At 48.8% G+C, this 26,369-nt stretch carries 27 protein-coding genes and 1 tRNA gene; 2 read left to right on the forward strand and 26 right to left on the reverse strand.

Going from position 1 to position 26,369, the window contains the following annotated elements:
• Positions 1-502: 502 nt before the first annotated feature.
• The 3 genes from L9W92_RS19310 to uppS form a co-directional block, all read right to left on the reverse strand.
• On the reverse strand, positions 503-892 hold the full coding sequence (locus L9W92_RS19310) for a tyrosine-type recombinase/integrase (RefSeq protein WP_353681819.1): 390 nt from the start codon (positions 890-892) through the stop codon (positions 503-505).
• Complete coding sequence (locus L9W92_RS07720; protein WP_282442322.1) at positions 799-1,443, reverse strand: tyrosine-type recombinase/integrase; 645 nt, start codon at positions 1,441-1,443, stop codon at positions 799-801. Before L9W92_RS07720 ends, L9W92_RS19310 begins: the two co-directional genes overlap by 94 nt.
• A 358-nt stretch (positions 1,444-1,801) precedes the next feature.
• Complete coding sequence (gene uppS, locus L9W92_RS07725; RefSeq protein ID WP_240083183.1) at positions 1,802-2,476, reverse strand: polyprenyl diphosphate synthase; 675 nt, start codon at positions 2,474-2,476, stop codon at positions 1,802-1,804.
• Between the two features lie 204 nt (positions 2,477-2,680).
• Here uppS and L9W92_RS07730 point away from each other — a divergent pair, with 204 nt between their 5' ends.
• A complete protein-coding gene (locus tag L9W92_RS07730; protein ID WP_240083184.1) occupies positions 2,681-2,938 on the forward strand; it encodes a hypothetical protein in 258 nt (85 codons plus the stop codon).
• Between the two features lie 303 nt (positions 2,939-3,241).
• Here the strand turns inward: L9W92_RS07730 and L9W92_RS07735 are convergent, their stop codons facing one another.
• From L9W92_RS07735 to L9W92_RS07755, 5 genes are all read right to left on the reverse strand, one after another.
• Positions 3,242-3,487 (reverse strand): hypothetical protein, encoded by a 246-nt coding sequence (locus tag L9W92_RS07735; protein WP_240083185.1) that lies wholly within the window; start codon positions 3,485-3,487, stop codon positions 3,242-3,244.
• Positions 3,488-3,626: 139 nt separating this feature from the next.
• Positions 3,627-4,784 carry a S1C family serine protease gene (locus L9W92_RS07740; RefSeq protein ID WP_240083186.1) on the reverse strand — a complete coding sequence of 386 codons (1,158 nt, stop codon included), beginning with the start codon at positions 4,782-4,784 and terminating at the stop codon, positions 3,627-3,629.
• Between the two features lie 109 nt (positions 4,785-4,893).
• Complete coding sequence (locus L9W92_RS07745) at positions 4,894-6,687, reverse strand: ATP-binding protein (RefSeq protein WP_240083187.1); 1,794 nt, start codon at positions 6,685-6,687, stop codon at positions 4,894-4,896.
• Positions 6,688-7,377 (reverse strand): response regulator transcription factor, encoded by a 690-nt coding sequence (locus L9W92_RS07750; RefSeq protein WP_240083188.1) that lies wholly within the window; start codon positions 7,375-7,377, stop codon positions 6,688-6,690.
• A gap of 304 nt (positions 7,378-7,681) precedes the next feature.
• Positions 7,682-7,769: transfer RNA gene (locus tag L9W92_RS07755), tRNA-Leu, on the reverse strand.
• Between the two features lie 148 nt (positions 7,770-7,917).
• On the opposite strand from L9W92_RS07755, the gene L9W92_RS07760 reads away from it, so the two are divergent.
• Entirely contained in the window at positions 7,918-10,065 is a 2,148-nt protein-coding gene (locus tag L9W92_RS07760) for an acetate--CoA ligase family protein (protein WP_240083189.1), read from the forward strand.
• A 281-nt stretch (positions 10,066-10,346) separates the two neighbouring features.
• Here the strand turns inward: L9W92_RS07760 and L9W92_RS07765 are convergent, their stop codons facing one another.
• From L9W92_RS07765 to fliR, 18 genes are all read right to left on the reverse strand, one after another.
• The gene (locus tag L9W92_RS07765; RefSeq protein ID WP_240083270.1) at positions 10,347-10,628 is read right to left on the reverse strand and encodes a DUF503 domain-containing protein; all 282 of its coding nucleotides are present in this window, start codon (positions 10,626-10,628) and stop codon (positions 10,347-10,349) included.
• 89 nt (positions 10,629-10,717) lie between these two features.
• Entirely contained in the window at positions 10,718-11,347 is a 630-nt protein-coding gene (locus tag L9W92_RS07770; RefSeq protein WP_240083190.1) for an HAD family hydrolase, read from the reverse strand.
• Between the two features lie 29 nt (positions 11,348-11,376).
• Positions 11,377-12,192 (reverse strand): metallophosphoesterase, encoded by an 816-nt coding sequence (locus L9W92_RS07775; protein ID WP_312038074.1) that lies wholly within the window; start codon positions 12,190-12,192, stop codon positions 11,377-11,379.
• A 45-nt stretch (positions 12,193-12,237) separates the two neighbouring features.
• Entirely contained in the window at positions 12,238-13,500 is a 1,263-nt protein-coding gene (gene fliY, locus L9W92_RS07780) for a flagellar motor switch phosphatase FliY (RefSeq protein ID WP_240083191.1), read from the reverse strand.
• Positions 13,490-14,479 (reverse strand): flagellar motor switch protein FliM, encoded by a 990-nt coding sequence (gene fliM / locus L9W92_RS07785; RefSeq protein ID WP_240083192.1) that lies wholly within the window; start codon positions 14,477-14,479, stop codon positions 13,490-13,492. The genes fliY and fliM overlap by 11 nt, the downstream gene beginning before the upstream one ends.
• 24 nt (positions 14,480-14,503) lie before the next feature.
• A complete protein-coding gene (locus L9W92_RS07790; RefSeq protein WP_240083193.1) occupies positions 14,504-14,878 on the reverse strand; it encodes a response regulator in 375 nt (124 codons plus the stop codon).
• A 24-nt stretch (positions 14,879-14,902) separates the two neighbouring features.
• The gene (locus L9W92_RS07795) at positions 14,903-15,526 is read right to left on the reverse strand and encodes a chemotaxis protein CheC (RefSeq protein ID WP_240083194.1); all 624 of its coding nucleotides are present in this window, start codon (positions 15,524-15,526) and stop codon (positions 14,903-14,905) included.
• A gap of 17 nt (positions 15,527-15,543) precedes the next feature.
• Positions 15,544-16,335, reverse strand: a complete 792-nt coding sequence (locus L9W92_RS07800) for a CheR family methyltransferase (RefSeq protein ID WP_240083195.1) — start codon at positions 16,333-16,335, stop codon at positions 15,544-15,546.
• A gap of 27 nt (positions 16,336-16,362) precedes the next feature.
• On the reverse strand, positions 16,363-16,893 hold the full coding sequence (locus L9W92_RS07805) for a chemotaxis protein CheD (RefSeq protein ID WP_240083196.1): 531 nt from the start codon (positions 16,891-16,893) through the stop codon (positions 16,363-16,365).
• A gap of 12 nt (positions 16,894-16,905) precedes the next feature.
• Positions 16,906-17,664, reverse strand: a complete 759-nt coding sequence (locus L9W92_RS07810) for a flagellar hook-basal body protein (RefSeq protein WP_240083197.1) — start codon at positions 17,662-17,664, stop codon at positions 16,906-16,908.
• Positions 17,665-17,743: 79 nt separating this feature from the next.
• Entirely contained in the window at positions 17,744-18,517 is a 774-nt protein-coding gene (locus L9W92_RS07815; RefSeq protein WP_240083198.1) for a flagellar hook-basal body protein, read from the reverse strand.
• A 70-nt stretch (positions 18,518-18,587) separates the two neighbouring features.
• The gene (locus L9W92_RS07820) at positions 18,588-19,370 is read right to left on the reverse strand and encodes a FliA/WhiG family RNA polymerase sigma factor (RefSeq protein ID WP_240083199.1); all 783 of its coding nucleotides are present in this window, start codon (positions 19,368-19,370) and stop codon (positions 18,588-18,590) included.
• Positions 19,371-19,421: 51 nt separating this feature from the next.
• Complete coding sequence (locus tag L9W92_RS07825; RefSeq protein WP_240083200.1) at positions 19,422-20,072, reverse strand: flagellar brake protein; 651 nt, start codon at positions 20,070-20,072, stop codon at positions 19,422-19,424.
• 11 nt (positions 20,073-20,083) lie between these two features.
• A complete protein-coding gene (locus L9W92_RS07830) occupies positions 20,084-20,950 on the reverse strand; it encodes a MinD/ParA family protein (RefSeq protein WP_240083201.1) in 867 nt (288 codons plus the stop codon).
• 49 nt (positions 20,951-20,999) lie between these two features.
• Complete coding sequence (flhF, locus tag L9W92_RS07835) at positions 21,000-22,208, reverse strand: flagellar biosynthesis GTPase FlhF (protein WP_240083202.1); 1,209 nt, start codon at positions 22,206-22,208, stop codon at positions 21,000-21,002.
• On the reverse strand, positions 22,205-24,289 hold the full coding sequence (gene flhA / locus L9W92_RS07840) for a flagellar biosynthesis protein FlhA (RefSeq protein WP_240083203.1): 2,085 nt from the start codon (positions 24,287-24,289) through the stop codon (positions 22,205-22,207). The genes flhF and flhA overlap by 4 nt, the downstream gene beginning before the upstream one ends.
• Positions 24,290-24,502: 213 nt before the next feature.
• A complete protein-coding gene (gene flhB, locus L9W92_RS07845; RefSeq protein WP_240083204.1) occupies positions 24,503-25,585 on the reverse strand; it encodes a flagellar biosynthesis protein FlhB in 1,083 nt (360 codons plus the stop codon).
• Entirely contained in the window at positions 25,586-26,356 is a 771-nt protein-coding gene (fliR, locus tag L9W92_RS07850; RefSeq protein WP_240083205.1) for a flagellar biosynthetic protein FliR, read from the reverse strand.
• Positions 26,357-26,369 lie beyond the last annotated feature (13 nt).

A 26,369-nucleotide genomic window follows, 5' to 3' on the forward strand; every position in this document is an offset into this window, starting at 1 on the left:
GCTTCTTTGCCATGCCCATTTTTAGGAATGTCGTGAAAAGGACAGTCTTTTTAGCCTGGCATGCCAGAATTTCCAGTTGCTTTATTCCAGATTTAATGATTCCTCCCATCTAATGCCGAGAGCCTATGTAGTAAAACTTGCCCTTTGTTTTTCATGTTCCACTCTCCTCAAATTTATTTGCAATAAAACTGCATAATAATTTTAAGGGGCTCGAAAAACAAAGGAAAGCACTGCCAAAACTAGCTATTGGCGTAAATAACGCTGCAAGGGCTATGATGGCAAGACCTTAGGCCGAATGAAGAGCAATGAGTGCGGACACGTCAGTCGCAGCAGAGGATCTCGGCAGGCAGGGTTGGGAGGGTATTACCTAAAAGTTTTTACCACCGCGCCAGCGGTTTAGTCCAAAAAACATTAAATAAACTTGTAGGATAATTAAACATAATTTACTGTAATTTATCTTTTTCATATGAAACATAATTTATGATGTAACCGTTGCCATGATTTAAAAATCTTCTATATAACTCGCCGCAACATCTTCCGGCGGATTCGTATATCGCTGAATATACCGCTGGGATCGGTGGCCGAGACGCCTTTCCAATTCGTAAGGATCGGCTCCAGTTTTTTGGGCCAGATTAAAAGCAAACGTGTGACGCGGGTCATGCGGCCGTAGCGGTGAAATTTTACGCCAATCCCCTTTTACCTCCGAATCATGCCAGCGACCGATTTGATTTAGAATAGTATTAATTGACCGCGTTGATAGCCGCCCGTTTGGTGAACGTGCCGGAATACCTATTGCGCTTAAAAAAAGCGCTTTTGTATTATCACCCGTATCCCTGGGCGTTCTTGTTCGAGGTAATCTGCCAGCGCAGAACGCGCGTCTGCCGATAAAAATACGGTGCGCTCGGTTTTACCTTTCCCTTGCACCCGAACAATCTGGCCCTGGCGGGCTTTGCGCAAGATATCCACTTCGTTTGGCACCAACTGGTCAAGGTCTAACTTCACCAATTCCTCCCGGCGCAGCCCCGTAGAGAGAAGGGTATAGACAATCACCCGGTCACGCAGTGGCCGCCCGTTAGCCAAAACAGGCGCTTCACCTTTCGCCCAGCGGCGACCCTTTAGCTGGTAAAAACGATGCAACCGGTCACAGATGTTTTTCAGCGACCGAACCTGATCATCATTTAATGAACGCGGCTCTAACGGGGGAAGCCCCAGCTCACCAATACCTTTTGACGGATCGCCGGCCGGAAATATGTCCTCATCCTGAGCGCAAACCCAGGTGGTAAAGCCGGAGAGTGAAGCCAAGTGATTGTTAATTGTGGAGTGAGCTAACCCTTGCTCCTTTAATGCTGACTGCCAAGCTACTACATCACGCTTTAGACAGGTTGATATACGGCCATGCCCATAAAAGTCGGCAAAGAATTCCCGGAACCGTTTTAGGTGCAGGTCAGTCGCTCCAGATTTCGGATTGCGAAGATGTGTAAGGCCTTAAAAGTATCAAGGAGCGGTTACTATGCCTTTATCAAAAGGCCGTTAAGCAAGCGCACAATGAGAAGAAATGCACTATTGGAAACGATTAAGAACATTTTTTTGAGAACAATCATAAAATATACGGCGCTCCGCGAATAACCAAGGCGCTGCCGGTTAACAACCGACGAAGATTACATTCCGGAAACGGTTATATTGCTCCTTTAAAACTGAAAGATATAGCATGATCTCAAAATTAAGCACAATAAGCAGGAATTTTGGTTTCTTTGTGTCTACAACTGCTAGGTAAGGTCACTATGGCTAAACAAGTTCACTCCTATCCGCCCAATGTTATGTCCTGTGTTTCATACCAATCCAAGGCGTTGTATAAATGTTCAGGTTTGAAATCGGGCCATAATTCATCCACAACATAGAAATCAGCATATATTGATTGAACCGGGAGAAATCCGCTGAGTCTCCTCCGGCCGCCCCACCTGATAATTAAATCAACGCGCGATATATCAGCTGAAGCTATCGACTCAAGTAGATTTCCCGCAGATATATTATCTCTCTGGGAGATATTATTTGTTAAATGATTCAAGTCCCATTTCCATCCATAGTTCACCAAAAAGTTAATGCGAATAACACCATTTCCGAAGGTTTGTCTTTTAGTATAAGGAATAAGCTCCGGGGGAAACAATGGCGAGCCGAAATCACCGATAACCAGCAAAGCCCCATCTTTGTCAATAAACATATTTACAGCTTCGATACATGCCTTCTGAAAAGCCCTCCGCTGAATGGAGGGACGCTTTGTGTTATCCTGAGTAAAACCGTAATAAGTTAATTCTTTTATTCCAATATTTTTGCATAATTCATAAAGCCTTAAGCCAGGTTCCAACCCTTTCTCATACCCCGCCTCTTTTGGCAGTCCATTCTGTACGGCCCATCTTCTATTTCCGTCAGGAATGACTCCTATATGCTTTGGAAGCCGCCGGAACTTCGGTTGGGACATAGATATCTCACCTCTCCTAATAAGATATCCCAACCAGGATAAATTATAACAAGCACCCCCTATCAAACAATAATCCTTTCTACTATCCGGTCTTCTTTTTTACTATTTTCTTAAAAAATATAAAATATTATCTTTAATCAAAATCCTAAAAGTTGTAAACTAAAGTTAAATTATAGCATTTTATACTAACAGGGGGATTTAATTATGTTGCCGATAACGTTGGAGAGAATTGAAAAGCAACTTATTCGTTGGGGTTATCCCTCCCATTTGGTTGAAAATATGAAACCATGGAGTTTGATAAGCTGCTACGCCAGCGAGAAGAAAAAAAGGGAGGAAAAACAAATAACCGGCCCTCATAAGCGTAAAGTAATTATGGATACAGACGCAACATCAACAAAATCCGAAAAGAGCAGTAAAAAATACCAAGGCGTTAAAGTACCTTATCGGACCGGTAACAAATAGCAGAATAACCAATTTACGACTATGGTCCTATTTGATTTGGGATATTATGCTCATGCAAAAGGTGGCGATATTATATATGATACTTAAAAACCCAAGGCGGTGATAAGCATGTTACCGTATGAACTCAATATAATTGAAAAGAGATTGTCGAAATGGGGCTATTCTCGATATCTGCTTGAAAGAATGAACCCCATGCGGCTGGTCAGCTGCTATTACAACGCAAAGAAATACCACAATCCGAATGTTAAGCTGTATGAGTGGTATGATCAGAAACCGTTCCAATTATATAAATAACCCTGCCTATCAGCGGTTCCCTTCCTTTGACTTTCCGGCTTTGATGTGATTGTTTTTTTGAGCAGAAAGCGCTCTTTTTTTTAGACAAATATATTGATAGTAGACATAAACAAAAATAATATAAAGCGGCACAGCGGACAGGAATTTGATTTTGCTGGGTATCCACGGCAAGGAAAACAATATTATTCCCAGCACAGAAACCGCCAGCGCCAGGTTGCGCCATTTTTTTATTTCGGCTCCGCCCGTAATAATCACCTCGCTATTCGCGTTTATTAAAAGCCCCGCAAATGATAGTATAATATACCCACACCGCTGATTCAAGAAATAAAAAAAGCATGGTTTATTTCACCATGCTTTACGAGGACTTAAAACAATTATTACGTTCCTAATAATTTTATTTTTTCGCTTCAATAGTGGCTGTTACTGACATGCTGTTACCGCCTCTGATAAAATTTATCTCAACCTGGCTGCCGACCCCGGTCCCGTTTACCAACTCACTCAGCTCATCGGGGCTGCTGACCTTACTGCCGTTATAACCCGTTATCACATCGCCGCGCTGAAGCCCCGCCTTCGCGGCCGGACCGCCTCCCACCACCTGGGCAATCATCGCCCCGTTTAAATCCTTCAAATTAAAATATTGCGCCACCTCACTGGTTACCGACTGGAGATATACACCAAGCCACGGGTGGGTAACCCCGCCTTTATTTACCAAATCGTCGAAAACTGCTTTGACGGTGCTGCAGGGGATGGCAAAGCCGATGCCTTGCGCCTCGGCATTGATGGCTGTATTGATCCCGACCACTTCACCGTTCAGGTTCAGCAGCGGCCCGCCGCTGTTGCCGGGGTTAATCGAGGCGTCGGTTTGGAGCAGGTTCTTGTACTGGCGATCCTGCAAAGCAATCGGCCGTCCTTTGGCGCTGATTACTCCCACCGTTACCGTATGATCGAGCCCGTAAGGGTTGCCAATAGCGATCACCCAATCTCCAACCCTGATGCTGTCTGAATCGCCCAGGGACACAGTGGGCAGTTCGCCGCCGGCATCAATCTTCAACACTGCCAGGTCAAGGTCATGGTCAGACCCGATTTTTTGGGCCGGGTACGGCTTATCATGACCCGCCAGGGTCACCTCTATTTCGTCGGCTCCGCTGATAACATGCTCGTTGGTCAATATATATCCGTCTGCAGATACAATAAAGCCCGATCCCAGACCGCGGCTAACTCTCGGTTGAGACGGAACGAGGTTCTGATTCCCGAAAAATTGTCTGAAAAAAGGATCATTGAAAAAAGGATCAAGATTGTTGCCGCTGCTTTGTTCTGTAGTATCGATTCTAACCACAGCCGGACTGACGCTGGAAACGATATCAGGGATAGTGTCCGGGCCTATTCCCGGCAACGAATTAAAAACCTCTCCCTCATTGGTCTCTTCAGCCCAGGAAAGGCCTGGTAATCCACGGTAGCTGCCGGCACAAGCCACAGCAGCCACCACCAGGGCAACCGCAAGAAAAGCGATAATTGTTTTCCCCCTGGGTAAAGATTTAAAATATTGGTTCATCTAAAGTCTCCCCCTAGAATCAATATTTAAAAATGCCGCATACTTATTATACCTTTCTTTTTTAACCGTTTTGTGAACAAATTATGACAAAAATAAAAATTATGCCATATTAACAGTCTGAGTATTGCTGCTCTTCAGCGGGAACAACCCTTAGAGCAAAACTAAAAGCGGAACCCCGTCCGACTTCGCTGCGCACTCTCACCAGGCCACCATGCGCCTCAACTATCTGCTTTACTATGGCCAGACCCAGTCCGGTTCCCCCGAGGCTGCGCGAGCGGGATTTTTCCACCCGGTGGAAACGCTCCCAAATGTACGGCAGGTCTTCCGGCGGAATGCCTGGACCATGATCGGCCACTTCCACGGTAATACTGCCTTTTTCTTCAACAGCCTTTACGGTGATTGCGCCGCCTGGCAGTGAATAACGCACCGCGTTTTCCAACAGGTTGGTCAGTACCTGCTCAATCCGGTCTTCATTACCCAGCATTAGGGATAAATCAGCCGGTATATCCAGATCCACTTTAACCTGTTGCTGTTCAACCAGCGGCCTCAGCTTGAAGAGAACCCGGGCGGCCAAGTCTGAAACACTAATTGGATTGAGTTCCCAGCGCATTTTGCCCGATTCAATTATGGCCAGGTCCAGCAGGTCGTGAATCAACCGGTTTAAACGCAAGGTTTCCTGGTGGATTACTTTGAGGTAACGATCCCGGGGCTGACTTTCGCCTATGGTGCCGTCCATCAAAGCCTCCAGGAACCCTTGAATGGAAGTAAGCGGGGTACGCAGTTCGTGTGAAACATTGGCCACAAAATCCCGCCTTAATTGTTCCAGTGTCCGCAATTCCGTTATGTCCTGCAGCACGCCCACAGCGCCGTAGCTGCCGCCCACAGTCTCCCTTAGGGGAGCCAAATGAGCGATGATGAACGTTTTACCCTCATTGACTTTAAATTCCGCGGAACAAGGCTCGCCTGACAAGACAACTTCACTGAAAAGACCGGCCAGGCCGGGACAGCAGGAAAGCTCGGAAACCGGCCGCTCCAGGATTTCTGCCGCATCCACCTGCAAGGTGCGGGAAACAGCCCCGTTTGCCAGGATTACCCGGCCTGAGCCGTCAACCGCCAGCACTCCTTCTGTCATATTGGTCAAGATGTTCTCAATCTTACCCTTTTCACGCGACAGGGCGCTGATGGTCTGATCCAGAGAACCCGCCAAGTAATTGAAATCTTCCGCCAGCCGGCCCACCTCGTCACTTGAGGTCACTTCGACACGCTGCCGGAAGTTGCCCCTGGCCATTTCCCTGGTAACTTCGCTCATTTGGCTTAAAGGCCGAGAGATGGAGCGGGACAGCCAGAACCCCAGCAGAGCGGACAAAAAAACAACGCCCGCGGCAGCGTAAAAGATCAATAAGCGCACAGCGTTAACGGTAGCTGCCATGCCCGAAACAGGAGCTGTCAGAACTAGAGCGCCGGCCACCTCATTGTTAATCTGCACCGGCACTGTTACCGAAAGCATCATCTGTTCGCTGCGCAGGACAAAACCTCTTTTACTAATAATCTTCCCTTCCAGCACCTGCTTCGCTTCCTCAGCGGTCAACGACAGCTGAGGCAAGCCGCGGAAACCGGAGTCTCCCCCCAGCAGCAAACCTTCCTTGTCGATAACCGTCAACCGGGCGTCCAAAAAAGTGCCTACCGTGTTGATCAAGAGTTCCATCGGCTGGGTCTGGCCTTTCTCCAAGTAAACCGCTACAATCCTCGCCATCTCCTGGCCTTTGCGCCCTAGTTCCCTTTCCTTGCTCGTGTAGAAATAATTGGCAAAGAGCTGGGAGATCGCGATGCCTACGACGGCAAGCGTAACCAGAGCAACAACCAGATAAGAAACCATCAGCTTGGAAAAAAGGCTGTTCCGCATTTATTCAGCCACCTCAAATTTATAGCCAAGGCCCCAAACTGTCCTGATGTACCGCTTCTTCGCTCCTGTCTCCAGCTTTTCCCGCAGGCGCTTGATATGCGTGTCCACCGTGCGGGGATCACCAAGGTACTCGTAATCCCACACATTTTTTAACAGCTGCTCCCTGCTGTACAACCTGCCCGGATAACTGGCAAGAAACCAGAGCAGCTCAAATTCCTTGGGGGCCAGGGCAACCTCGCGGCCGTCCACTTCAACGCGGTGGCTGTTGTAATCCACAATAATACCGGGATAGCTTAATATTTTCGAACTGGTTTGACCTGCCAGCGTGCTGCGGCGCAGCACCGCCTTGATCCGCGCCACCAGTTCAATCGGGCTAAAGGGCTTGCAAACGTAGTCGTCCGCCCCCAGTTCCAGTCCCAGCACCCGGTCGAACTCCTCACCCTTGGCCGTGAGCATGATAATGGGGGTTGTTTTGGTTTTCCGGACCTCCCGGCATACTGACCAGCCGTCCATTTTAGGCAGCATTATATCCAGGATAATCAGGTCAGGGCCGGCAGTGCGCAGCTTGGCCAGCGCTTCTTCCCCATCCCAGGCCGATTCCACCCGGAATCCTTCCTTTTCCAGGTACAGCCTAATCAGATCCTGAACCAGTTCATCGTCATCAACAACCAGGATCATATTTGAAGACATCGTAAGACCTCCTCTGACTCGCGCTCCGGACAAGGAACAGACAGGCCGGACCGTCCCCTTGTCATTGTCAGGAGAACTGTCCCCTTGCCACTCTTGTTGATATTTTCTTATGCTATACGCACTATTATTGTTGGTTCATACGCTGTTCCATGATATAATAAAATGATCTTTTTTTACATGCTTAACAGTATAATTATCTTAGCTATCCCATCGGGTCAACGCAATAAAGAATTAGCCGGGTATAAAAAAATATACAAGACTTTTGCCTGCTACATCCAAAAATCTTGTACTCTTGGTTTTGCTATGGTGCGGCAGAAGGGACTTGAACCCCCACGAGCTTAATGCCCACTAGAACCTGAATCTAGCGCGTCTGCCAATTCCGCCACTGCCGCAAGATTAAATTGCAACCTTAATAATTATTACAGAATCACGGGTTTTATTATAGCACGATAAAAAAATCAGGTCAATATGATAAGTTTCAAAATTGCTTGGCTTTAAATTATAAACTGAACAAGTTCCATAAAAAGAGAGGGGTTATCGTTGGATAAAACACTGTTACGGGATAGCAAAGCGATGAATTATTTATTCTATCCCCGTTCAATCGCCATCATCGGGGCTTCGGCCAACCCCGACAAACCTGGCGGCATGCCGATTGTTTCATTGATTAACAACGGCTACACCGGCGGCATATACCCAGTCAACCCAAACCGCAGTAAGATTTCCGGACTGCCATGCTATCCCTCCTTGATGGATATTCCGGATGAAGTAGATCTGGCAATCATTACGGTTTCCGCGCAGTTGGCTCAAAAAGCTCTGCGTGAGTGCGCCGCAAAAAAAGTGAAGGCTGCTATAGTATTTACTTCAGGGTTTGCCGAAGTCGGCGGTCAAGGTATTAAATTCCAGGAAGATATGGCAAAGCTGGCCAGGGAAAGCAACATCGCCTTGTGCGGCCCGAATTGTATGGGCATATTTAATGCCCAAAACGCAATGACAGCCGGATTTGTTATTTCAGAACTGCCGGAGAAAGTAATAGTGCCTAACTTTTTTGGATTTATCAGCCAAAGCGGCGGGTTCGGGGCGATAATGCATGCTATTGCCTCGGGACATGGCATCGGCTTTACTTATTTTATCAGTTCAGGCAATGAGTCAGACCTTCAATTCGCCGATTATCTCGCCTATATGGTTGAAGATGCCGCGACTAAAGTAATCGGCGGTTATTTAGAAGGAATCAAAGACGGACAAAAACTGTTTCAGGCAGCTGAAATGGCGCTTGAAGCAAAAAAACCAGTCATATTGATTAAAACCGGACGCCATCCGGCGGCAGCCAGGGCGGCTTCCTCCCATACAGGCGCATTGGCGGGATCGGACCTTGTTTACAGTTCTTTTTTTAGACAAAAAGGCATTATCCGGGCCGAAGGTGTTGAAGAATTCATTACCATACTTTCCTTGCTGGCCTGCGGCAGCCTGCCCCGTGGGAACAAGGTGGGCATTATTGTCGGCTCCGGCGGAAATGGCGTCTTGCTGGCCGACAAGTGTATCGAAGCCGGTCTTGAAGTGGGGTCGCTGACCGCTCAAACTCAAGCCGCTCTCAGCAAGCTGCTGCCGTCATTCGGCACAACGGCCAACCCGATAGACATGACTTCAAAGATTTTGACTGACACCAACCTGTTAAGAGATACAACAAACCTGGTAATTAAAGACCCCGGCGTGGACATGCTGATTATCTTGCACTGGGCCTCCCGCAAGGGCTGGTCGCAGCCGACAAGAGAAATTGTTGATTTATTGGCGCATTCGGGCAAGCCCGTGCTGGTGTTGGTGTGGGGTTCGGATGAAGCGGCCATTGAAGATCTGCGTTTCTTCAGAGAACACCGGGTTCCCGCCGTAAGAGAGATTGATTATGCGACGCGTAGTCTGGCCGCGTTGGCGAAATACTCCGCTAAAGCTGCTTCTTATTCTAACCAGCCTAAAATTTCTCTCTCCCTTGTGCCCAACCAGGAGAAAGCAGCCCTTCTGCTAAAAAGTTATAAACCCGGCGACAAGCTTTCTGAATCACAATCAAAAGAAATACTAAGTTCTTGCGGCATCCCGGCCACAAGGGAATGCTTAGCCGCTAATGAAGAAGAGGCGGTAAAAATAGCAGCCGGCCTTGGCTTCCCCGTAGTTTTAAAAATCGACTCGCCTGACATACCTCATAAGACTGAAGCCGGAGGAGTCAGGCTTAACCTTGATACACCGTCAAAAATTAAAGAAGCGTACAGAGATATTATCTGGGCAGTGCAAGAATACCGCCCTGATGCCCTGATCCGGGGCGTTCTGGTTCAGGAAATGCTTAGCGGGGGAATCGAAGTTATCGCCGGCGTTAGTCGTGACCCGGTCTTCGGCCCGACCGTGTTGTTCGGTTTAGGAGGAATCTTCGTTGAAGCGCTGGAAGACGTATCTTTAAGAGTCGCCCCTTTAAGCGCGGCAGATGCCAGAGAAATGATCAGTGAAATAAAAGGATTCCGGGTTTTATCCGGTCTTCGCGGCAAGCCCCCCATGGATCAGGAGGCCATTGCGGATGTGCTTTTAAAATTATCCCAAATCGCGCTGGACTTTCCCCAAATTGACGAGCTTGATATCAACCCCTTGTTTGTATATCCAAAAGGCCGGGGCGTCCGGGCAGCCGATGTTTTGCTCACCATAAGATAATATCCAGAAGAAACGACAAAAACAACCCCTTTACATGTCACCCCTGGGGCATATAATTTATAACAGGGGTGTTAATTGATGGCAATAGATCGTTTAGTGGGCAAATACGTACCTGACAAAAACGGTAAGCTGAGACACACCTTAAACCTTATGGGAACAAATGCCAACACACATATTCCTACTCCCATACGTTATAATTATTCTTTTATAATCAGCGCAACTGAGTCATGGTATAAACGGGTATGGTTTTGGGTGAAACAGAGCATCAAGTAAGCAGGCTGCTAAAATAACTGTATTTGATAATCAGTGATAGTCAACATTCCTTGGGTCTCGATAAATTTCACGACAGCGGCAAAGACTTTGTGCACATAGGCCTGTTCATTGCTGATCATTGACAGCCCCAGCGTGGAGCGCTGCCAGATGTCCTGCTCTCCGATCTCGGCGATGGAAACGTTAAACCGTTTTTTTATCCGGTCTATAACGCTTTTCAGTACTTTTCTCTTTTCTTTGAGTGAGTGGACTTCGCCAATGAACAGTTCAACAGTTAAAATCCCGACAACAATCTACTCCCCTCCGGCGATAAGGGGGAAGCAGGGGGACGTTCTTTTTTCTTCCCACTTGTGGTAAGCAAAAGAACGTCCCCCTGCTTCCCCTACAGATACAGACTTATTTCTTCCCAGCTGTCCAGCAAACCGTCCGGCGCCAGCTTCGCTAATTCTTCCCTGCTGTCCAGTCCCCAGGTTACACCCAAAGCGCGCGCGCCGGCGTTTTGGGCGGTTAATATGTCGAAGCTGCTGTCACCGACCAAAACTGACCGGTCCGCCGCGGTTTCCAACGCCGCCAAGGCGTTTAACAACGACTCCGGATCGGGCTTTGGTTTAACAATGTCGTGCGCCGTTACCACTACATCCATCAAACAATCCAATCCTGTGTAAGCAATCGTGCGCAAAGTAACCGGCTTGCCCTTTGAAGTAACCACACCGAGTTTAAGGCCCATGTTTTTTAAACGGCTGATCATCTCATATGTGCCTGGAAACAGTTTGGTCAGGCGGTCATGCTCCAGCTGATAATAATACTGATACAGCTCAACAAACCGGGGTTCACTTTTCCCGACAAAACGCCTGGCTATTTCCGCCAGAGGCAGTCCGATTAACTTCACCACATCATTATCACCCCAGGGTATCTTCATATCTCTAAACACTTTCCTGTAGGTCTGGACAATCAAAGGCAAAGTATCCGCAAGAGTACCGTCAAGGTCGAATAATACAGCCTCGGTATTCACCAATAACCCTCTTTCCGCTTCTACGTTGTCTACCCTTGCATAATTTCTACCGGTGTGAAATTTACGTAATCGGCGCTTACCAGATGAAAATTTATCCCCCAGGCGCGCTCCGGCAGTTTCCACCGCGCGGCATCCGCATGCAGGTGGCCGTAAACCACGGAGTCCACCCCGTACCGCAAGAACAGGTCAATTAGATCATTTTTTTCGTGCTGCTCGTTGGTAGGCATAAAGTGGGTGATTACAATTATCTTACGAACTCCTTTGACACCTTTTAACGAGTTTTCCATTCTGAGCAGTTCCCGGCGGTAAATTTTCTGATCCTCTTCTTTATAGTGCGCTTCACCCGGGCTATTCCATCCTCGCGACCCGCAGACGGCAAAACTGCCAAAAACCAGATGGTCGTTCTGGATCACCCGCATATTTGCAGGCAAGGCCGCGCGCACTTGGGACAGGCTTTGCCACCAGTAGTCATGATTTCCGGCCACCCCGACAATGGTTCCCGGTAGAAGACCCAGAAATCCCAGATCATAGCGCGCCTCGCCAAGTTTCATCGCCCAGGAAAAATCACCGGGCATCAAGACCAAATCCGCTGCGCTTACCACGCTCAGCCAATTGTCGTAAATCTTCCGGTAGTGCTCGTACCATAACTCACCGAAAATATCCATGGGTTTGGAGGTCTTTGCATTGTCCCAGCGGCGAGGGTCCACCGGACTGTTAAAAGATAAGTGCACATCCCCTATGGCGAAAACTTTCAATTTTCTCTCCTCTAAATGCTCAATTACATCGCAGCCTTGATTAGGGCCGTCTTCAATGATTAACAGCTTATTATTGCATTTCTTTGCCAAATTTATACCCGTTATGCGGCTATTAGCTAAGATACCCTGACCTGATCAGGGTATCTTTCTTTGCATAAGCTTTTGCAATCTTTCCTCTTGACCAATAATACTGGTAATACGCACGCCAAAGTTTTCATTTACAACCACGACTTCCCCCATCGCCACAAGAATGCCGTTGACCAGTATTTCCACCGGCTCATCCACCAGATTCTCCAATTCGACCACGGAACCGGGTGTTATCCCCAGGATATCCTTAATCGGCCACTTGGTCCGCCCAAGCAAGGCGGTTACTTTTACAGGAATGTCCAAAATCATATCCAATCGCTTTTGGTCAACCCCGGGCGGAGCAGCCAGCGTTGTTGACGCAAAAGTTTTAGCAGGCATTCGCTGCGCCGGCGTTGTTTTCGCGCCTGTTACCGGCTTAGGCGGCTCCGGTTTGAGAAGGCCTTCCGGCATGCCGCTTAATAAATCGTCCGTCAATTCGCTGATTCCTGCACTGTCCAATATTTCCTCAGCAGCTTCTTCAACCGGATTCTCTTCTTTAACATCCTGAATATCCTGCTCCCTACCCGCTTCCTCATACAAATTGCCGAGAATAAAGCCCGCTTCTTCCCTGGCCGTTTCCACCCCCATAACCTGCATGATCCGGGTATCTAAAATTTCACCTATGGTCATTTTAAATGAAACGACCACAACCGGGCCGCCCACTTCCGTTTGCAGAGGGATCATTCCTTCAACTTGGCGGTATACAATTGTTTCAGGGGGAGAAATGTTTACTGTCCGGCCAAACATTGACGCCATGGAAGTTGATGAAGAGCCGATCATCTGGTTCATCGCCTCTGATGCCGCACTGATACCGATATCATTCAACTCTTCGGATGTGTTTGTGCCGTCTCCCCCCATCATCAGGTCGGCCAGCACGGCGGCGTCATCCAATCTCATCATCAGCAGGTTGAACCCGGAAAGCCCTTCGATATATTGAATATAGATGGTCATGTAAGGAACAGTAAAGCTCGCAAACAAATCCTCAATAGTGGTGATACTGACCTGCGGACTCGTAATGTTAACCTTCTGGTTGAGCAGCATTGACAGGGTTGTTGAAGCGGCCCCCATGCAAATGTTGCCGACCTCCCCCAGCGCGTCTTTTTCTTCATCTGTTAAATCTATTAACGCGCTTGCTTCTGTCACCGGTTCCTCAATATCCGGCTTTTCCTCCTGGATATCTTCACTAAGCATTTCAACTTGCTCGGTCTCAACATCTGAACCGCCCAAGAGAGCATCAATTTCTTCTTGTTTTAATAATCCATCAGACATCATGATCGCCTTCCCCCGCCAGCGCGGTTATTTGTACGGCGAACTGGTCTCCCAGCGTACCGGCTTGCGCTTTATATTTCAAATTTTCACCAACGTAAACATCCATATCCTGATCCAACTTCCTGTCCATGACCAGCACATCACCTTCCTGCAACTGTAAAAAATCCCGAACTGTTATTTGTGCCCGCCCGGTTACGACAGTTAGTTCAATCTTCGGAAGGCCAAGCCAATACTCGACTTTTTTCCTCTCTTTCTCGTCCGCGGCGGAAATATGCGCTCCAAAACGCTTTTGCGCCGGTTGAATAATGACCGGATCGAGCAAAGTGAAAGGCAGGCAAAGGTTAATAAAGCCTTTTGTTGATTCTCCCACTTTGGTAGTCATGGTTATCAAAGCTACAATCTCGTTAAATGGGAAAATTTGATGCAAGTTGGGGTTTGTTTCCACGGATAAGATCTCATGTTCAACCGGAACAATATCTTTCCATGACAATACTAAGTTGTCCAATACAATGTCACTGACATTTTTCGTAACAGAGAGTTCTATATCCGTCAGTTCCCGGACTTCTCCCGGCGCATCCCCGTTTCCACCGAAAAAAAGGTCGATCATGGGGAATAAAAACATCGGATCAAATTGAATAATGGCATTTTCATTAAAAGGCTTTACCTTAAAAATGGTGATAACAGTCGGGCTCGGTATGGATTTAATAAAATCTTCATACGTCAGCTGATCAACGGAAACAACTTCCACCTGAATATTGTTTCTCAGATAACCAGTTAAAAAATTCGTTAAAAACCTTGCAAAAACACCATGCAGCACCTGCAGGGAACGCAGGTGTTCCTCGGAAAATTTATTCGGACGCCGAAAATCATAAAGCTTATAATCAATATTCTTTTGGGTGTCCTTTAGCTCCTCAATTTTCATCTCGCCAGTTGACAGCGCGTTCAACAAGGCATCTATTTCACTCTGGGAAAGTACGTCCATAAGTTATTCCTTCCCTAAATACATTTACTGGCCGGCCCTGGCCATGACTCTCTCGATGGCCTGGAGGATCCGGTCCTGCTGGAACGGCTTAACGATAAAGTCTTTCGCGCCGGCCTGGATCGCCTCCATTACCATGGCTTGCTGGCCCATCGCGCTGCACATGATCACGTTGGCATTGGGATCAATGCCGCGAATTGCTTTAACCCCTTCAATCCCGTTCATTTCCGGCATGGTAATGTCCATAGTGACGAGGTCGGGCTTATGCTGCTTGTACAAGTCCACGGCAACTTGCCCGTTTTCAGCTTCGCCGACTACCTCGTAGCCGTTCTTGGTAACGATATTTTTAATCATCATTCGCATGAAAGCCGCGTCGTCAACGATTAAAATCCGTTTTCCCAAAATAGTTTCCCTCCTGTTGATAAACTATACCCCTTCGGTAACGCCAAGTGCTTCAAAAAGCCGGTTTAAGGCTCCGGTTTCCGGCAACATAAAAAAGTGCCCTCTTATTTCGTCCGTTTCCTGAAAAAAAACTGTCTCAATAAACAGCACTTGATCATCCCAGTGACCGCTGGCCACCAGGGAAGTACTTAGAATTGCCCCAAACATATCAAAAGCAAACATGGGGACCGACGTATTCATTCTCAGACCGGTCATCCCGCCGATGGCGTTCATGAATGAGCCTGTCAGCACATTGCCTATTTCTGAAACAGCCGACTCACCCATGACGTCCAGCTCCGTAACATTACCAACCTCCTGTCCCGTCAACATTTCGATTAGCCTGTAGGTGCTCCGCTCCGTAAAAATAAACAATACGGTACCGTGAATATCACCTTCTAGATTTAAAAAGACACAAGATACTATTTCTTCAGGCCCACCGACCATGTCGAATATTTCTTCCACATCAAAAAAGAAGGCTTTGGGAACAGCCATATCCACTTTTTTATCAAGCAATTCAGCCAGGGCGGTAGCCGCGTTGCCCAAGCCGATATTGCTTATTTCCTGTAAAGCGTCAATATAGACATCCGGGATTACCTTTTTTTTTATCATATTAATCCCCTCTTCAATCACTTTCTAAGATAATAACATGAGGCAATTTTCTCAAGGCCCAACTCCTTGTAGTTGAAGATCATTTCACTGGCGCCGATAAACAGCACACCTCCGGGTCTCAGCGCTTTAACGAATTTATTGTTCAAGACGTCCTGCGCGTCCCTGGTAAAATATATCATCACATTCCGGCAGGCGATCAAATCGTAGCCCTGGCCGTATTGATCCAGCAGCAGATCATGCTGCCGCAAGGTTACCATGTTTTTAATCTTATCAGATAAGTAGTATGAATTGCCTTCTTTTCTGAAATATTTCGCCAGTCTGGCGCTGCTGACATTGCGCACCTGATCCGCATTGTAACAAGCCGTGGCCGCAGCCTGGAGAATATTCCGGTCCAAATCGGTTCCTTCGATCTGGTGACGGCGATTTGGAGACAACTCATTCAAAATAATGGCCATGGAATATGGCTCGGCCCCGTTGGAGCAGGCCGCGCTCCAGACTTTCAGGGTACCTTTTCCCAACAGCATCGGCAGTATTTTTTCTTCCAGTACGTCAAACATCGCTTTATCGCGAAAAAACTCGGATACATTGATAGTCACGGTGTCCAGGAAATTCATGTAAGCCTTTTGCTCTGAAAGCAAGAGCTTTAGAAAGCCGGCGTAGTCGCCGCTGCTTATTTTTTGTTTTGTCATCAGGCTGTCCAGCCGGCGTTTTAATTGATTCTCTTTATAAGCGTTTAAGTTCAGTTTAAAATTGCTGCGCACTCTATCTTTAAAAAGTGAAAAGTCCATGCTTGATTCTTTTATCTCCATCCACTAGTGATATTTTCTGCCTAGCCTTCAAATCACTTTCACTGGTGTACCTACCGTCCGTATAATCACCTGACCGTTAGTTGTATCCAGAATCATGGTTCTGCCCCTGTTTCCGCCCACTTCCTCCGCCATTATCCGGATACCCAGGTTTTTTAAGGTCTGCCTGGTCATGGCAATATTTCGCTCCCCGATATTTAAAACAAATTTTTCATTCAGCCCGGAAAACATCTGCGCCCCGCCGGCAATCTTCGCCTGAAGATTGTTTACTTTGCCTCCGTATCGTCCAATCTCCGATAACAGGAGGGGTATTCCCAAATCGGCAAATTTAGCCGGTTTATTTACGCTGTTGAACTGGGTGCTGTCAGGGAGCATGATATGCAGCAACCCCCCCACTCTGGTAGCCGGATCGTACAAAGTAAGCCCGACACAGGAACCAAGGCCCAGGGTTATCAAACGATGCGGCTGTGCCGTAACTTTCAAATCAGCTATACCCACCTGAATCTCGGTCAATTTCGCCTCCTGGAATGCCGCAGCTTCCCGTACCGGTGAAGACTGCATTTTTAGATCACCCTACTTCCGCAAATTATTAGCCATACTCCACATTTCATCCGCGGTACGCATAGTCCGGGCATTAAATCCGTAAGCACGCTGAGCTTCAATCAAATTTGCCATCTCCTCCACCAAACTAAAGTTCGGCATTTCCAGAAACCCCTGTATAATCGTACCGTAACCCGGACTTGCGGCAATCCCGGGCGCAACCGTTCCGGCCGTATCGTCAAATGATAAAAGATCCCCTCCCTCCAGCTTCAGTCCCGCTAAATTAGTGAACTTGTAAAGCTGGATTTGACCTGATGCAGAAATACCCTCGGGGCCTTCGGCTTCCACTGTTCCATCCGCGGAAATCATAATCCTGTCGGTATCGGGGCTAAACCGGATTCCCTCCAGCACACAGCCATTAGGATTTACCAGGTTACCGGACTCATCAAGGTTAAAAGTGCCGTCGCGAGTATAATACTCCTCGTTGCCGCGGACAACCCGGAAAAAACCTTCCCCATTAATTGCCAGATCCAGCGAGCGCCCGGTTTTTACGACGTCACCCGGGCTAAAATACTTGGCTACTTGCGCCACCCGCACACCATTGCCCGAGGTTACCTCAGGATTGCCTGGAGAACCGGTATACACAACTGACTGGTTGATCAGTTGGGCAAAATTAGTCCGGAGTTTTTTATAGCCAGGCGTATCGATATTGCTCAGGTTATTAGCCAATGTGTCCACTCTCAGCTGCTGGGCGTTTAGACCACAAGCACTGCTGCTTAATGCCTTCAGCATAACCTTCCACCTCTATAATACCATAATTTTTAAAAAATACCATTATCCGATCTTATTTGCGATATACAATAAAAATATTTTATCTTAAGCTGCCCACCTCGTTAACTGCTTTAGCCAGCAGCTCGTCTTGAGATTGAATCATCCGCTGGTTAGCCTCGTATGCGCGGGTCACTTTAATCAGGCTTACCATCTCGTCCACAAGATTGACATTGGAACCTTCCAGAAAACCCTGCTTGACAGTAGTGGCGGACGCGGTTTCAGCCGCTCCATCCCTGTCGATGAATATATCGTCAGACTCCTTGTAGAGACTGTCGAGGCTGCTGAATTCAGCCAGGCGGAGCCTTTCCACCCGGACACCGTCGACCGTAATGCTCCCGTCGGACTCGACATCAAATTTCAACTCCGCGTCTCCCAGTGATATCTCGCCGTTCTCGCCAAGCACCCGATAACCCCCGGCAGTAGTCAGATAGCCTTCTTCGTCAATTTTAAAAGCGCCGTTGCGAGTATAACCAACTCTGCCCGGCTCACCCTGTCCCGAAGCGTCAACCGCGAAAAACCCCGGCCCCTTCAGGAGAATGTCTGTCTTATTCCCGGTTTCCCGGATAATCCCCGTGGTGAAGTCCGTTGACACTTCCGCCAGCCGCGCCCCTATCCCGGTGGTGCCAATCCTCCGGGTTTTCTGCGGCAATGATGATTTTTCATTCTGCGGACCACCCTTTTCAATCATAAGCATTTCCGGAAAACTTCTTATTAAATATGTGTCCTTTTTATAGCCCGGAGTAGTTGCGTTGGCAATATCATTGGCCGTGCCGTCGATACATGTTTGCAAAACATCCATCCCGGAAGTAGCCATGTATAAGCCTCTTAGCAATTCGTACCACACCCTTCGATTAATTGTTTCATTTATTACACTATTACACAATTCACACGGTCAGGTAGGAAACCTGCTCCAGCTTTTTCCTCAGCCGGTCAATCGCCCTGGTATGCAGCTGACAGACTCTTGATTCCGAAACTTCAAGCACTTTGCTTATTTCCTTTAAGGTCAGCTTTTCTTGATAATATAGGGATAATACCAACTGGTCTTTTTCATTCAGCTGGCCGATCGCTTCTGCCAGAAGACGCCTGCCTTCCTTTTTTTCGACAATATCCAGGGGATCGGGACTTGCCGGATCCCGGATTAAGTCCACCAAGCGGACAGTTTCACCTTCGGTGCCCGGCGTGATTTCATCCAGTGAAGAAAGACTAAGCAGGTTGGTCTGCCCGGCCAGCCTGTGCAACTCAGACAAGCTCACTCCCATTGCCTCAGCCAGCATCTCGCCCGACACATTGTCACCATGTTCTTTTTGCAATTTTTCCCTTGTCGCATTTAAATGCTGTATTCTTTGCCATACCGTACGGGGCACCCAGTTCAGCTTCCGTATTTCATCAATCATGGCGCCCCTGATGCGGCTGTATGCAAAAGCCTTGAAGCTGGTTCCCAGATCAGGATTAAATTTGTCCACCGCCTCCAATAGGCCGAACACCCCGTAGCTTTCCAGGTCTTCCTGGTCTATTACGGCAGGCAGTCTTACCGCCAGCCGCCCCGCGAGATGTTTTACCAAAGGAAGGTGTTCCATAACCAACTCATGCTTGATGCTTTTCTCCCTCGTTGTGTGGTATTCCCGCCAAAGTTCTTCGTTAACAGCCATGTCATCACCCATTTCCATAGAGGAGGCTGCTCTTTTTTATCAGAAGACATCTCATACAAAAAATTCAATTTATCTTAACCGCCTTTGCTCAGACATCCTGTTAAACAAGAAGCGGGTAATTAAATCCTCTTGTTTGCGGCTTATTTTTACAAATTGGATAGCGGCTTGACGCAATCTTGTGCGCTCATCAACCCATGTTCTTAACACTCTGCCGACAACGTCTATATCCTGAGGTCCTGTTTTCAGAGGAACAGCGAATTTGATCATTAAACGCGTTTCCGCGGCTAAATCACTCTTGATCAATATCCTCATCCCGCCGCCGCTTAAATCCAAACTATCTGTTTTTATAAAAACAGGTTCTTTGCCTTCCAAAGGGAGCCTGGCATATTTAACTTCCAACGTCGTGGGAACCCTGACAAACTCCCTTAGCTGCACCCGAGTGTAATCTTCCGGCATGGCCAGCACAAACAGCGGGATATTATCGTGCCGTCGCCCGCGTGTCATGGTGGTAAACTCATACCGCGTCATATCAGCAATAAACGATACTTTTACTTGATCTCCCTTGCTTAAAACCAGCGGCCTTGATTCCTTCACCGGAACCGCTATGCAGAATTCACGCTCGTTGACATCCTGCACGCTGGAAGCGTACCAGTCATCTTCACTATTTAAACGGGCGACCCTGATGTTCTGGTTTATCTTAATCCATTTCCGCGCTGTCAAATATGTTCCTCCTAACAAAATAAACCCATCAACTTGCTCCAGAACCCACCGCCAGCCGCCGCAGAACGCGTTCCTCCCGTCAATAGCTCCGCCATCCCGGCAACACTGCGGGAAGCGGCTGAAGAGGGGCTGGCCGTAAAGAAAGGTTGCTGCCTTTTTATTGCCTGGGCCACCTGCTTGTCTTCGGGGATCCAGCCAAGGCTGTTAATCTTTATTTCCAGGAACCGGCCGGCCACCGCTTGAATTTTGCTTAGCGTGCGCATTGCCTCCTGCCTGCCGGCCGCGCGGTTCACCACCAGATATACTTCCGAATGCACTTTATAATTGGCCAGCACCTTGATCAGCGCGTAAGCGTCGGTCAGCGAAGTCGGATCGGGCGTAACCACTATGATCACTTCCCCCGCCGCCGCTAAGAAACCCAGCACATTTTTATTGATGCCCGCGCCGTTATCGATAATTAGAACGTCGTCAGGAGCGCTGAACCGGTCGAACATTTTCAGCAGCCATTGCCGCCTGGCGTGGTCCAAATTGGCCATCTCCAGGCAACCGGAACCGCCTGATATAACATTTATCCCCAGCGGGCCGGGCACAATTATTTCATCAATGGTTTTATCCCCATAGAGCACTTCATACAGGCTAAAGCGGGGTGTCAGCCCAAGCATTACCTCTGCGTTTGCCAGGCCCAGGTCCGCGTCGAACAGAGTGACCTTGAGGCCCATCCCGGCCAGACAAAGCGCCAGGTTAACCGACAAGCTGGTCTTGCCGACTCCGCCTTTGCCGCTTGCCACGGCTATGGCCCTGGGACCGTACGGCATGTTTTCGCTTTTCGCTATCGAACCCCGGTAAATACGGCCCGCTCTAGGTGGCCATAGTTTCATCCGGGTCAACTCCCCTGAAAAGTAGTTCCGCTATGCTCCTGGGCTTAGCTTAGCTGATGCAGTCCGGTATACCCTGGCCGTCCGCCAGGTAGGCCACAGGCATGCCATAATTATTGACTACATTTAAAACAGAGCCAAAAGTCTCGGTCTCATCAAGCTTAGTGAAGATTATTTTTGAGCACTTAATCCGCTGGAATTCATAAACGATTTTATTTAAATCCCTGTTTTTTGTGGTTAAACTTAAAACCAAGAAGATGTCCTGCGGCTCTCCCACAGCATTAAGAAAACTCTTTAACTCCAGCAGTTGTCCGTTATTTCGCGCCGAGCGGCCGGCAGTATCTACCAGGATATAGTCTTTATCCGCGTGGTTTTCCAACACTCTGCCAAGTTCAGCCGGAGTCATCACCACTTCAACCGGAATACCCAGAAAATCTCCATAAACCTGCAGTTGTTCCATCGCTCCCAGCCGGTATGTCTGCACTGCAACCAGGGCAATCTTTTTCTGCTCGTCAAGGCTGAGTTTGGTCGCTAACTTTGCCAGCGTGGTTGTCTTTCCCACCCCGGTGGGACCGACGAAGGTCAGCACCCTTGCTTTTGGCGCTTGTATGTAGGCCGGCTCCAACAGGCGGATGATTTGCCTTTTGATATGCAGGTAGGCATTTTCGGATTCAGCGCCGGGCTGGCTTGACTCACTGCCGAGGTCCGACAACAGACTATCGACGATATTTTCATCCACATCCATTTTCAGCAGCGCTTCTCGCCAGTTGATTACCAAATCTTCGCCCCGGCTCGCCCCTATTTCTTTGTTCACAATCATTTCAAAGAGATTTCCCCTTTCGTGGCCCGGCTGGACAAACCGCACGCCGGTGTCCGCGTTGGCGCCCGGCTCCACCGCCGGCCGGCCGTTCACCGGGTTCCCTTGCTGCTTTGCGCCGTGTCCGCCGCCGGTAAGGTAGAGCGTGCGTCCACCATGTCCTTGCTGTTTCAGGGGCAGCGGCGCTGCGGGGTGAGTTTGCCTGCCTGCCGTGTTGCCGGCCGCCGCAGTGAGCTGCGCCGGGGCTCTTTTCAATCTTAGATTGATCTCGTGGGGCTCATCAAGGGCGGCGGTAACTTCCAGCAGCCTGGGCGTAAAAAACCCCGCGAGGCCCTTGGAAGGCACCCGGTAACTGCTGACGATCACCGCCTCCGGACCCAGATCTTGCTTTATCAGCCTGATTGCCTCCTGCATTTCTCTAACTACATAACGTTTAATTTTCAATCAAACATCACCGTCCCTACAGCTTCAACTTCAATATTCGGAGCTATTTCATTCATTGAAAGAACCGCCATGTTCGGCAGCAGCCTTTCTGTCAGCCTGCGAAACGGCAGGCGTACCTTTGACGAGCAGAGAACCACCGGGGGCAACCCGCGCAAGGCCAGATTATCAACCGTTTCCTTCAACTTATTTAAAACCTGCCTGGCAACCTGCGGTTCTAAAACAGGATAGGAACCCATCTGAGTCTGCTCGATGGATTCGGCAACCGACTGCTCCAACCTGGGGTGTAAAGTGACTACCGCTATTTTTGATGAGTCCGTCCCGGTATACTGGCTGCAAATGGTCCTGGCCAGGGCCTGCCGCGTGCATTCCGTCAGGTAGTCGGGGTCCTTGCTTATTCTGGCGCCGTCCGCCAGCGCCTCTAAAATACTGGCCAGGTCCTTAATCGGCACCCTTTCTTTCAGTAGATTCTGCAAGATTTTTTGCACTTCGCCCATGCTCATCAAGTCAGGAACCAGTTCCTCCACCACAACCGAATTCTTTTCTTTGACAACATCCAGCAGTTCCTTCACTTCCTGCCTGCCCAGCAACTCATGCGCGTGCTTTTTCACAATCTCGGTGAGGTGGGTGACCAGCACGGTGGCACAGTCGACAACGGTAAAACCGGTCATCTCCACCTGGTCGCGGTCTTCAGCGGCCACCCACCAGGCAGGCAGGCCGAAAGTCGGCTCAGTGGTAGGTGTTCCTTTGACGTTCAGTTCCTGCCCAAGCGGGTCCATGGCCAGGAATTGCCCCGGCATCAACTCGCCGGCGGCTACTTCTACCCCGCGCAGCTTAAAAGAGTACGCGTTCGGGTTAAGCTGCAGGTTATCCCTGATCCGGATTGGGCGTACGTAAATGCCCATTTCCCCGGCGCACTGGCGCCGGACAGCCGCCAAACGGTGCAGCAGGTCACCGCCCTGCCCCTCGTCAGTCAGCAGGATCAGATTATAACCTATTTCAATTTCCAAGGTATCCACCTGGAAGAACGCGGAAACATTTTCCGGCTCTTTCTTTCGATCACGGCTCTCCCGCGCAACCTGTTCCCGCTCCGTCGTCGATTTTTTCTGCTCCGCGCGGAGCATGCTGTATGCAAAGTATCCCGTAATGCCGGCCAGGGAGAGAAACAATATGTTCGGCATAGCCGGAATAAGGCCGATCACAAACAGGATAAATGTGGCCACTATCAATACTTTCGGGAAATTTAAAAACTGGCTTGAAAGATCTTTGCCAAAGCTGGTTTCGGAAGTGGCCCTGGTGACCAGAATACCAGTCGCGGTTGAAATAAGGAGCGCCGGTATCTGGGCAACCAAACCCTCACCGATGGTCAGCAATGTATAAGTCTGCAGCGCCTCAATAAAAGGCATGTTCTTCTGCACCATGCCGATAATCAGTCCGCCCAGAATGTTGATAATTATGATAATGATACCGGCGATGGCGTCTCCGCGGACGAACTTGCTGGCCCCGTCCATCGCCCCGAAGAAGTCAGCTTCACGCTGCAGGCGTTTCCGCTTCTCCCGCGCTTCGACCTCGCTAATCATGCCGGCGTTAAACTCGGCGTCAATGCTCATCTGCTTGCCCGGCATGGCGTCCAGGGTAAACCGCGCGGCAACCTCCGCCACCCTGCCTGCGCCGTTGGTGATCACCACGAACTGGATGACAGTGATAATAATAAATACGACCATACCAACCACATAGCTGCCGCCGACCACAAACTCTCCAAAAGCCGCGATTACGTTACCGGCCGCCGCGTTGCTCAAAATCAAGCGGGTGGACGAAATATTCAGCGCCAGGCGGAAAAGCGTGGTTACCAGCAAGAGCGAAGGAAAAACAGAAAATTGCAAGGGCTCGACAGTAAACATAGTGATTAAGAGAACCACCAGCCCCATGGTCATGCTCAGAGTCAGCAGGACGTCTAGAAAAGCAGGCTTCAGCGGAATAATGATCAACAGGATGATCCCAACGATCAGCCCGGCGATAATCAAATCGCTGCTCTTTTTTAAATACGCTTTTGCCGTTACGGGCAGGGGTGTTGGAGAAGCCATTTTTCCCTCGCTTGTTATCACTGTTAGGTACTCAGAAGTCAGGAGTCAGAATTCAGCATAATTCAAAACAATAAATGTTCTTTCTTTTATTCTGACTGCTGACTCTGGGCACTGAGTACTAACTTTTTATTTGTTCGGAATTCAGCAGTCAGCATTCAGAATAATTCATCACAAGATACTGTTCTTTTATTCTGACTCCTGACTCCTGCTCACTTAATAAGATCGGTAGTTTTCTTTTGCTTTCAGCCGGTAAACCATGGCCAGGATTTGCGCCACAGCCTGGTAAATCTCCAGCGGTATTTCCTGATCGATTTCCACGTTATGATAAATAAACTGCGCCACTTCTTTATTCTCAATGACCGGAACGGCATTGTCGCCGGCAATTTCCTTAATCCGCAAGGCGAAGTGTCCCGCCCCTTTAGCCACCAGACGGGGCGCCGCCATCTCGCCCTGCTCATAACGCAGGGCAACCGCCAGGCGGGTCGGGTTGGTTACCACCACAGTGGCCTTCGGCACTTCCTTGGCGATCCGGCTCATGGAAATATTGCGGTGGACCTCCCGCCGCCTGGACTTAATCTGCTGGTCGCCTTCCATCTGTTTGAATTCATCCTTCACTTCCTGCTTGCTCATCATCAGGCTTTTATTGTATTCATAGCGCTGGTACAGATAATCAAACAGCGCTAAAACAAGGTAGCACAGCCCCGCCCAGAAGGCCACTTTAATAATAAAACCAACTACTACCTGATAAATCCCCCACGGTGAGCAGTGAAAAAGCACAAGCAGGCTATCCAGACTTTTTCTAATTAATTGAAAGGTAATCCCGCCGATTATCGAGAACTTCGCGATTGACTTGACCAGCTCAACCAGGCTGCGGCGTGAAAACATGCGCTGAAAGCCCGACAAAGGGTTTAAGACGTTAGGGTTGGGCCGCAGCGCTTCACTGGAAAGAAGAAAACCAACCTGAGCAATGTTGGAAACCATAACCACCAGCAAAGCGACTCCAAAAAAAGGAGCGAGCACTTTCAAGGAAAACATCACCGCGTCGCTGAGCGACAGCAGCGGGTTGTAATCCGCACCGTAGTGGCCGCCGACCTCGCTGAAATAGCCGGTCAAATAACGCTGCAGGTCCAGAAAAAAAGAATCTTTTACGGCATATAGCAAAATCACTAGCGCCAGCAGGCATAAAGCACCGGTTAAATCAACGCTTTTCGCCACCTGTCCTTTTTTCCGCGCTTCCTCCAAGCGCTTAGGTGTCGCCTGTTCCGTTTTTTCCTGTGCGCTGCTGCTGCCGGCCACTTATATCAACACTCTCATTAATGAATATAAATCTCTTTCGATCATGTTGATCAATGAGTGAAAGACAGTCCCGAGCAAGGGGATTAAAAAACTCAAGGTCAACAGACCGACTGCTATTTTAACGAGAAAACCAGTTAGAAACACATTGATCTGCGGTGTGGTGCGCGATAAAAAGCCAAGGGCCAAATCACTCACCAGCAGCACAGCCAGGACAGGCGCGCTCACCTGTAAAGCAATGGTAAACGCCCCGGAAAAAGTTTTTATCAGAACGAGCGGCATGCTTCCATTCATCAGGGTTGCCGCGCTCAGCGGCACGAGATCGTAGCTTTTCGCCAGACCCATAATCAGGGTGTAATGGCCGTCCAGGATCAGGAAGAGAATTAGCGCCAGCAGGTACAAGTACTGGGCAAGCAGCGTGTTCTGCACCCCGTTCATCGGGTCAACCATGCTGGCCATGGAATAGCCAATCTGGACATCAATCATCTGGCCGGCCATCCGGATACTGTTTAGAATAATTGTTACCGTGATGCCTAATAGCAAGCCGACAGCAATTTCGCTGATAATCGCCAGCCCATACCCCCAGACGCCTCCGGGCAGCGCTGTCAGGTTGGCGGCGGCGGTGGGGAAAAGAACAATGGCCAGCGCCAGCGGAAAACAGACTTTAAAAAGCGGCGGGATACCCCTAAAACCAAAAAGCGGCCCCGAAATCATAAAGGCTGCAGCCCTTAAAAACACCAAAAAGAAGGCTAACAACTGGTTTATATCGGGCAAATATCAACACCCC

This window comes from Pelotomaculum terephthalicicum JT, assembly GCF_022410535.1.
GTDB lineage: Bacteria > Bacillota > Desulfotomaculia > Desulfotomaculales > Pelotomaculaceae > Pelotomaculum_D > Pelotomaculum_D terephthalicicum.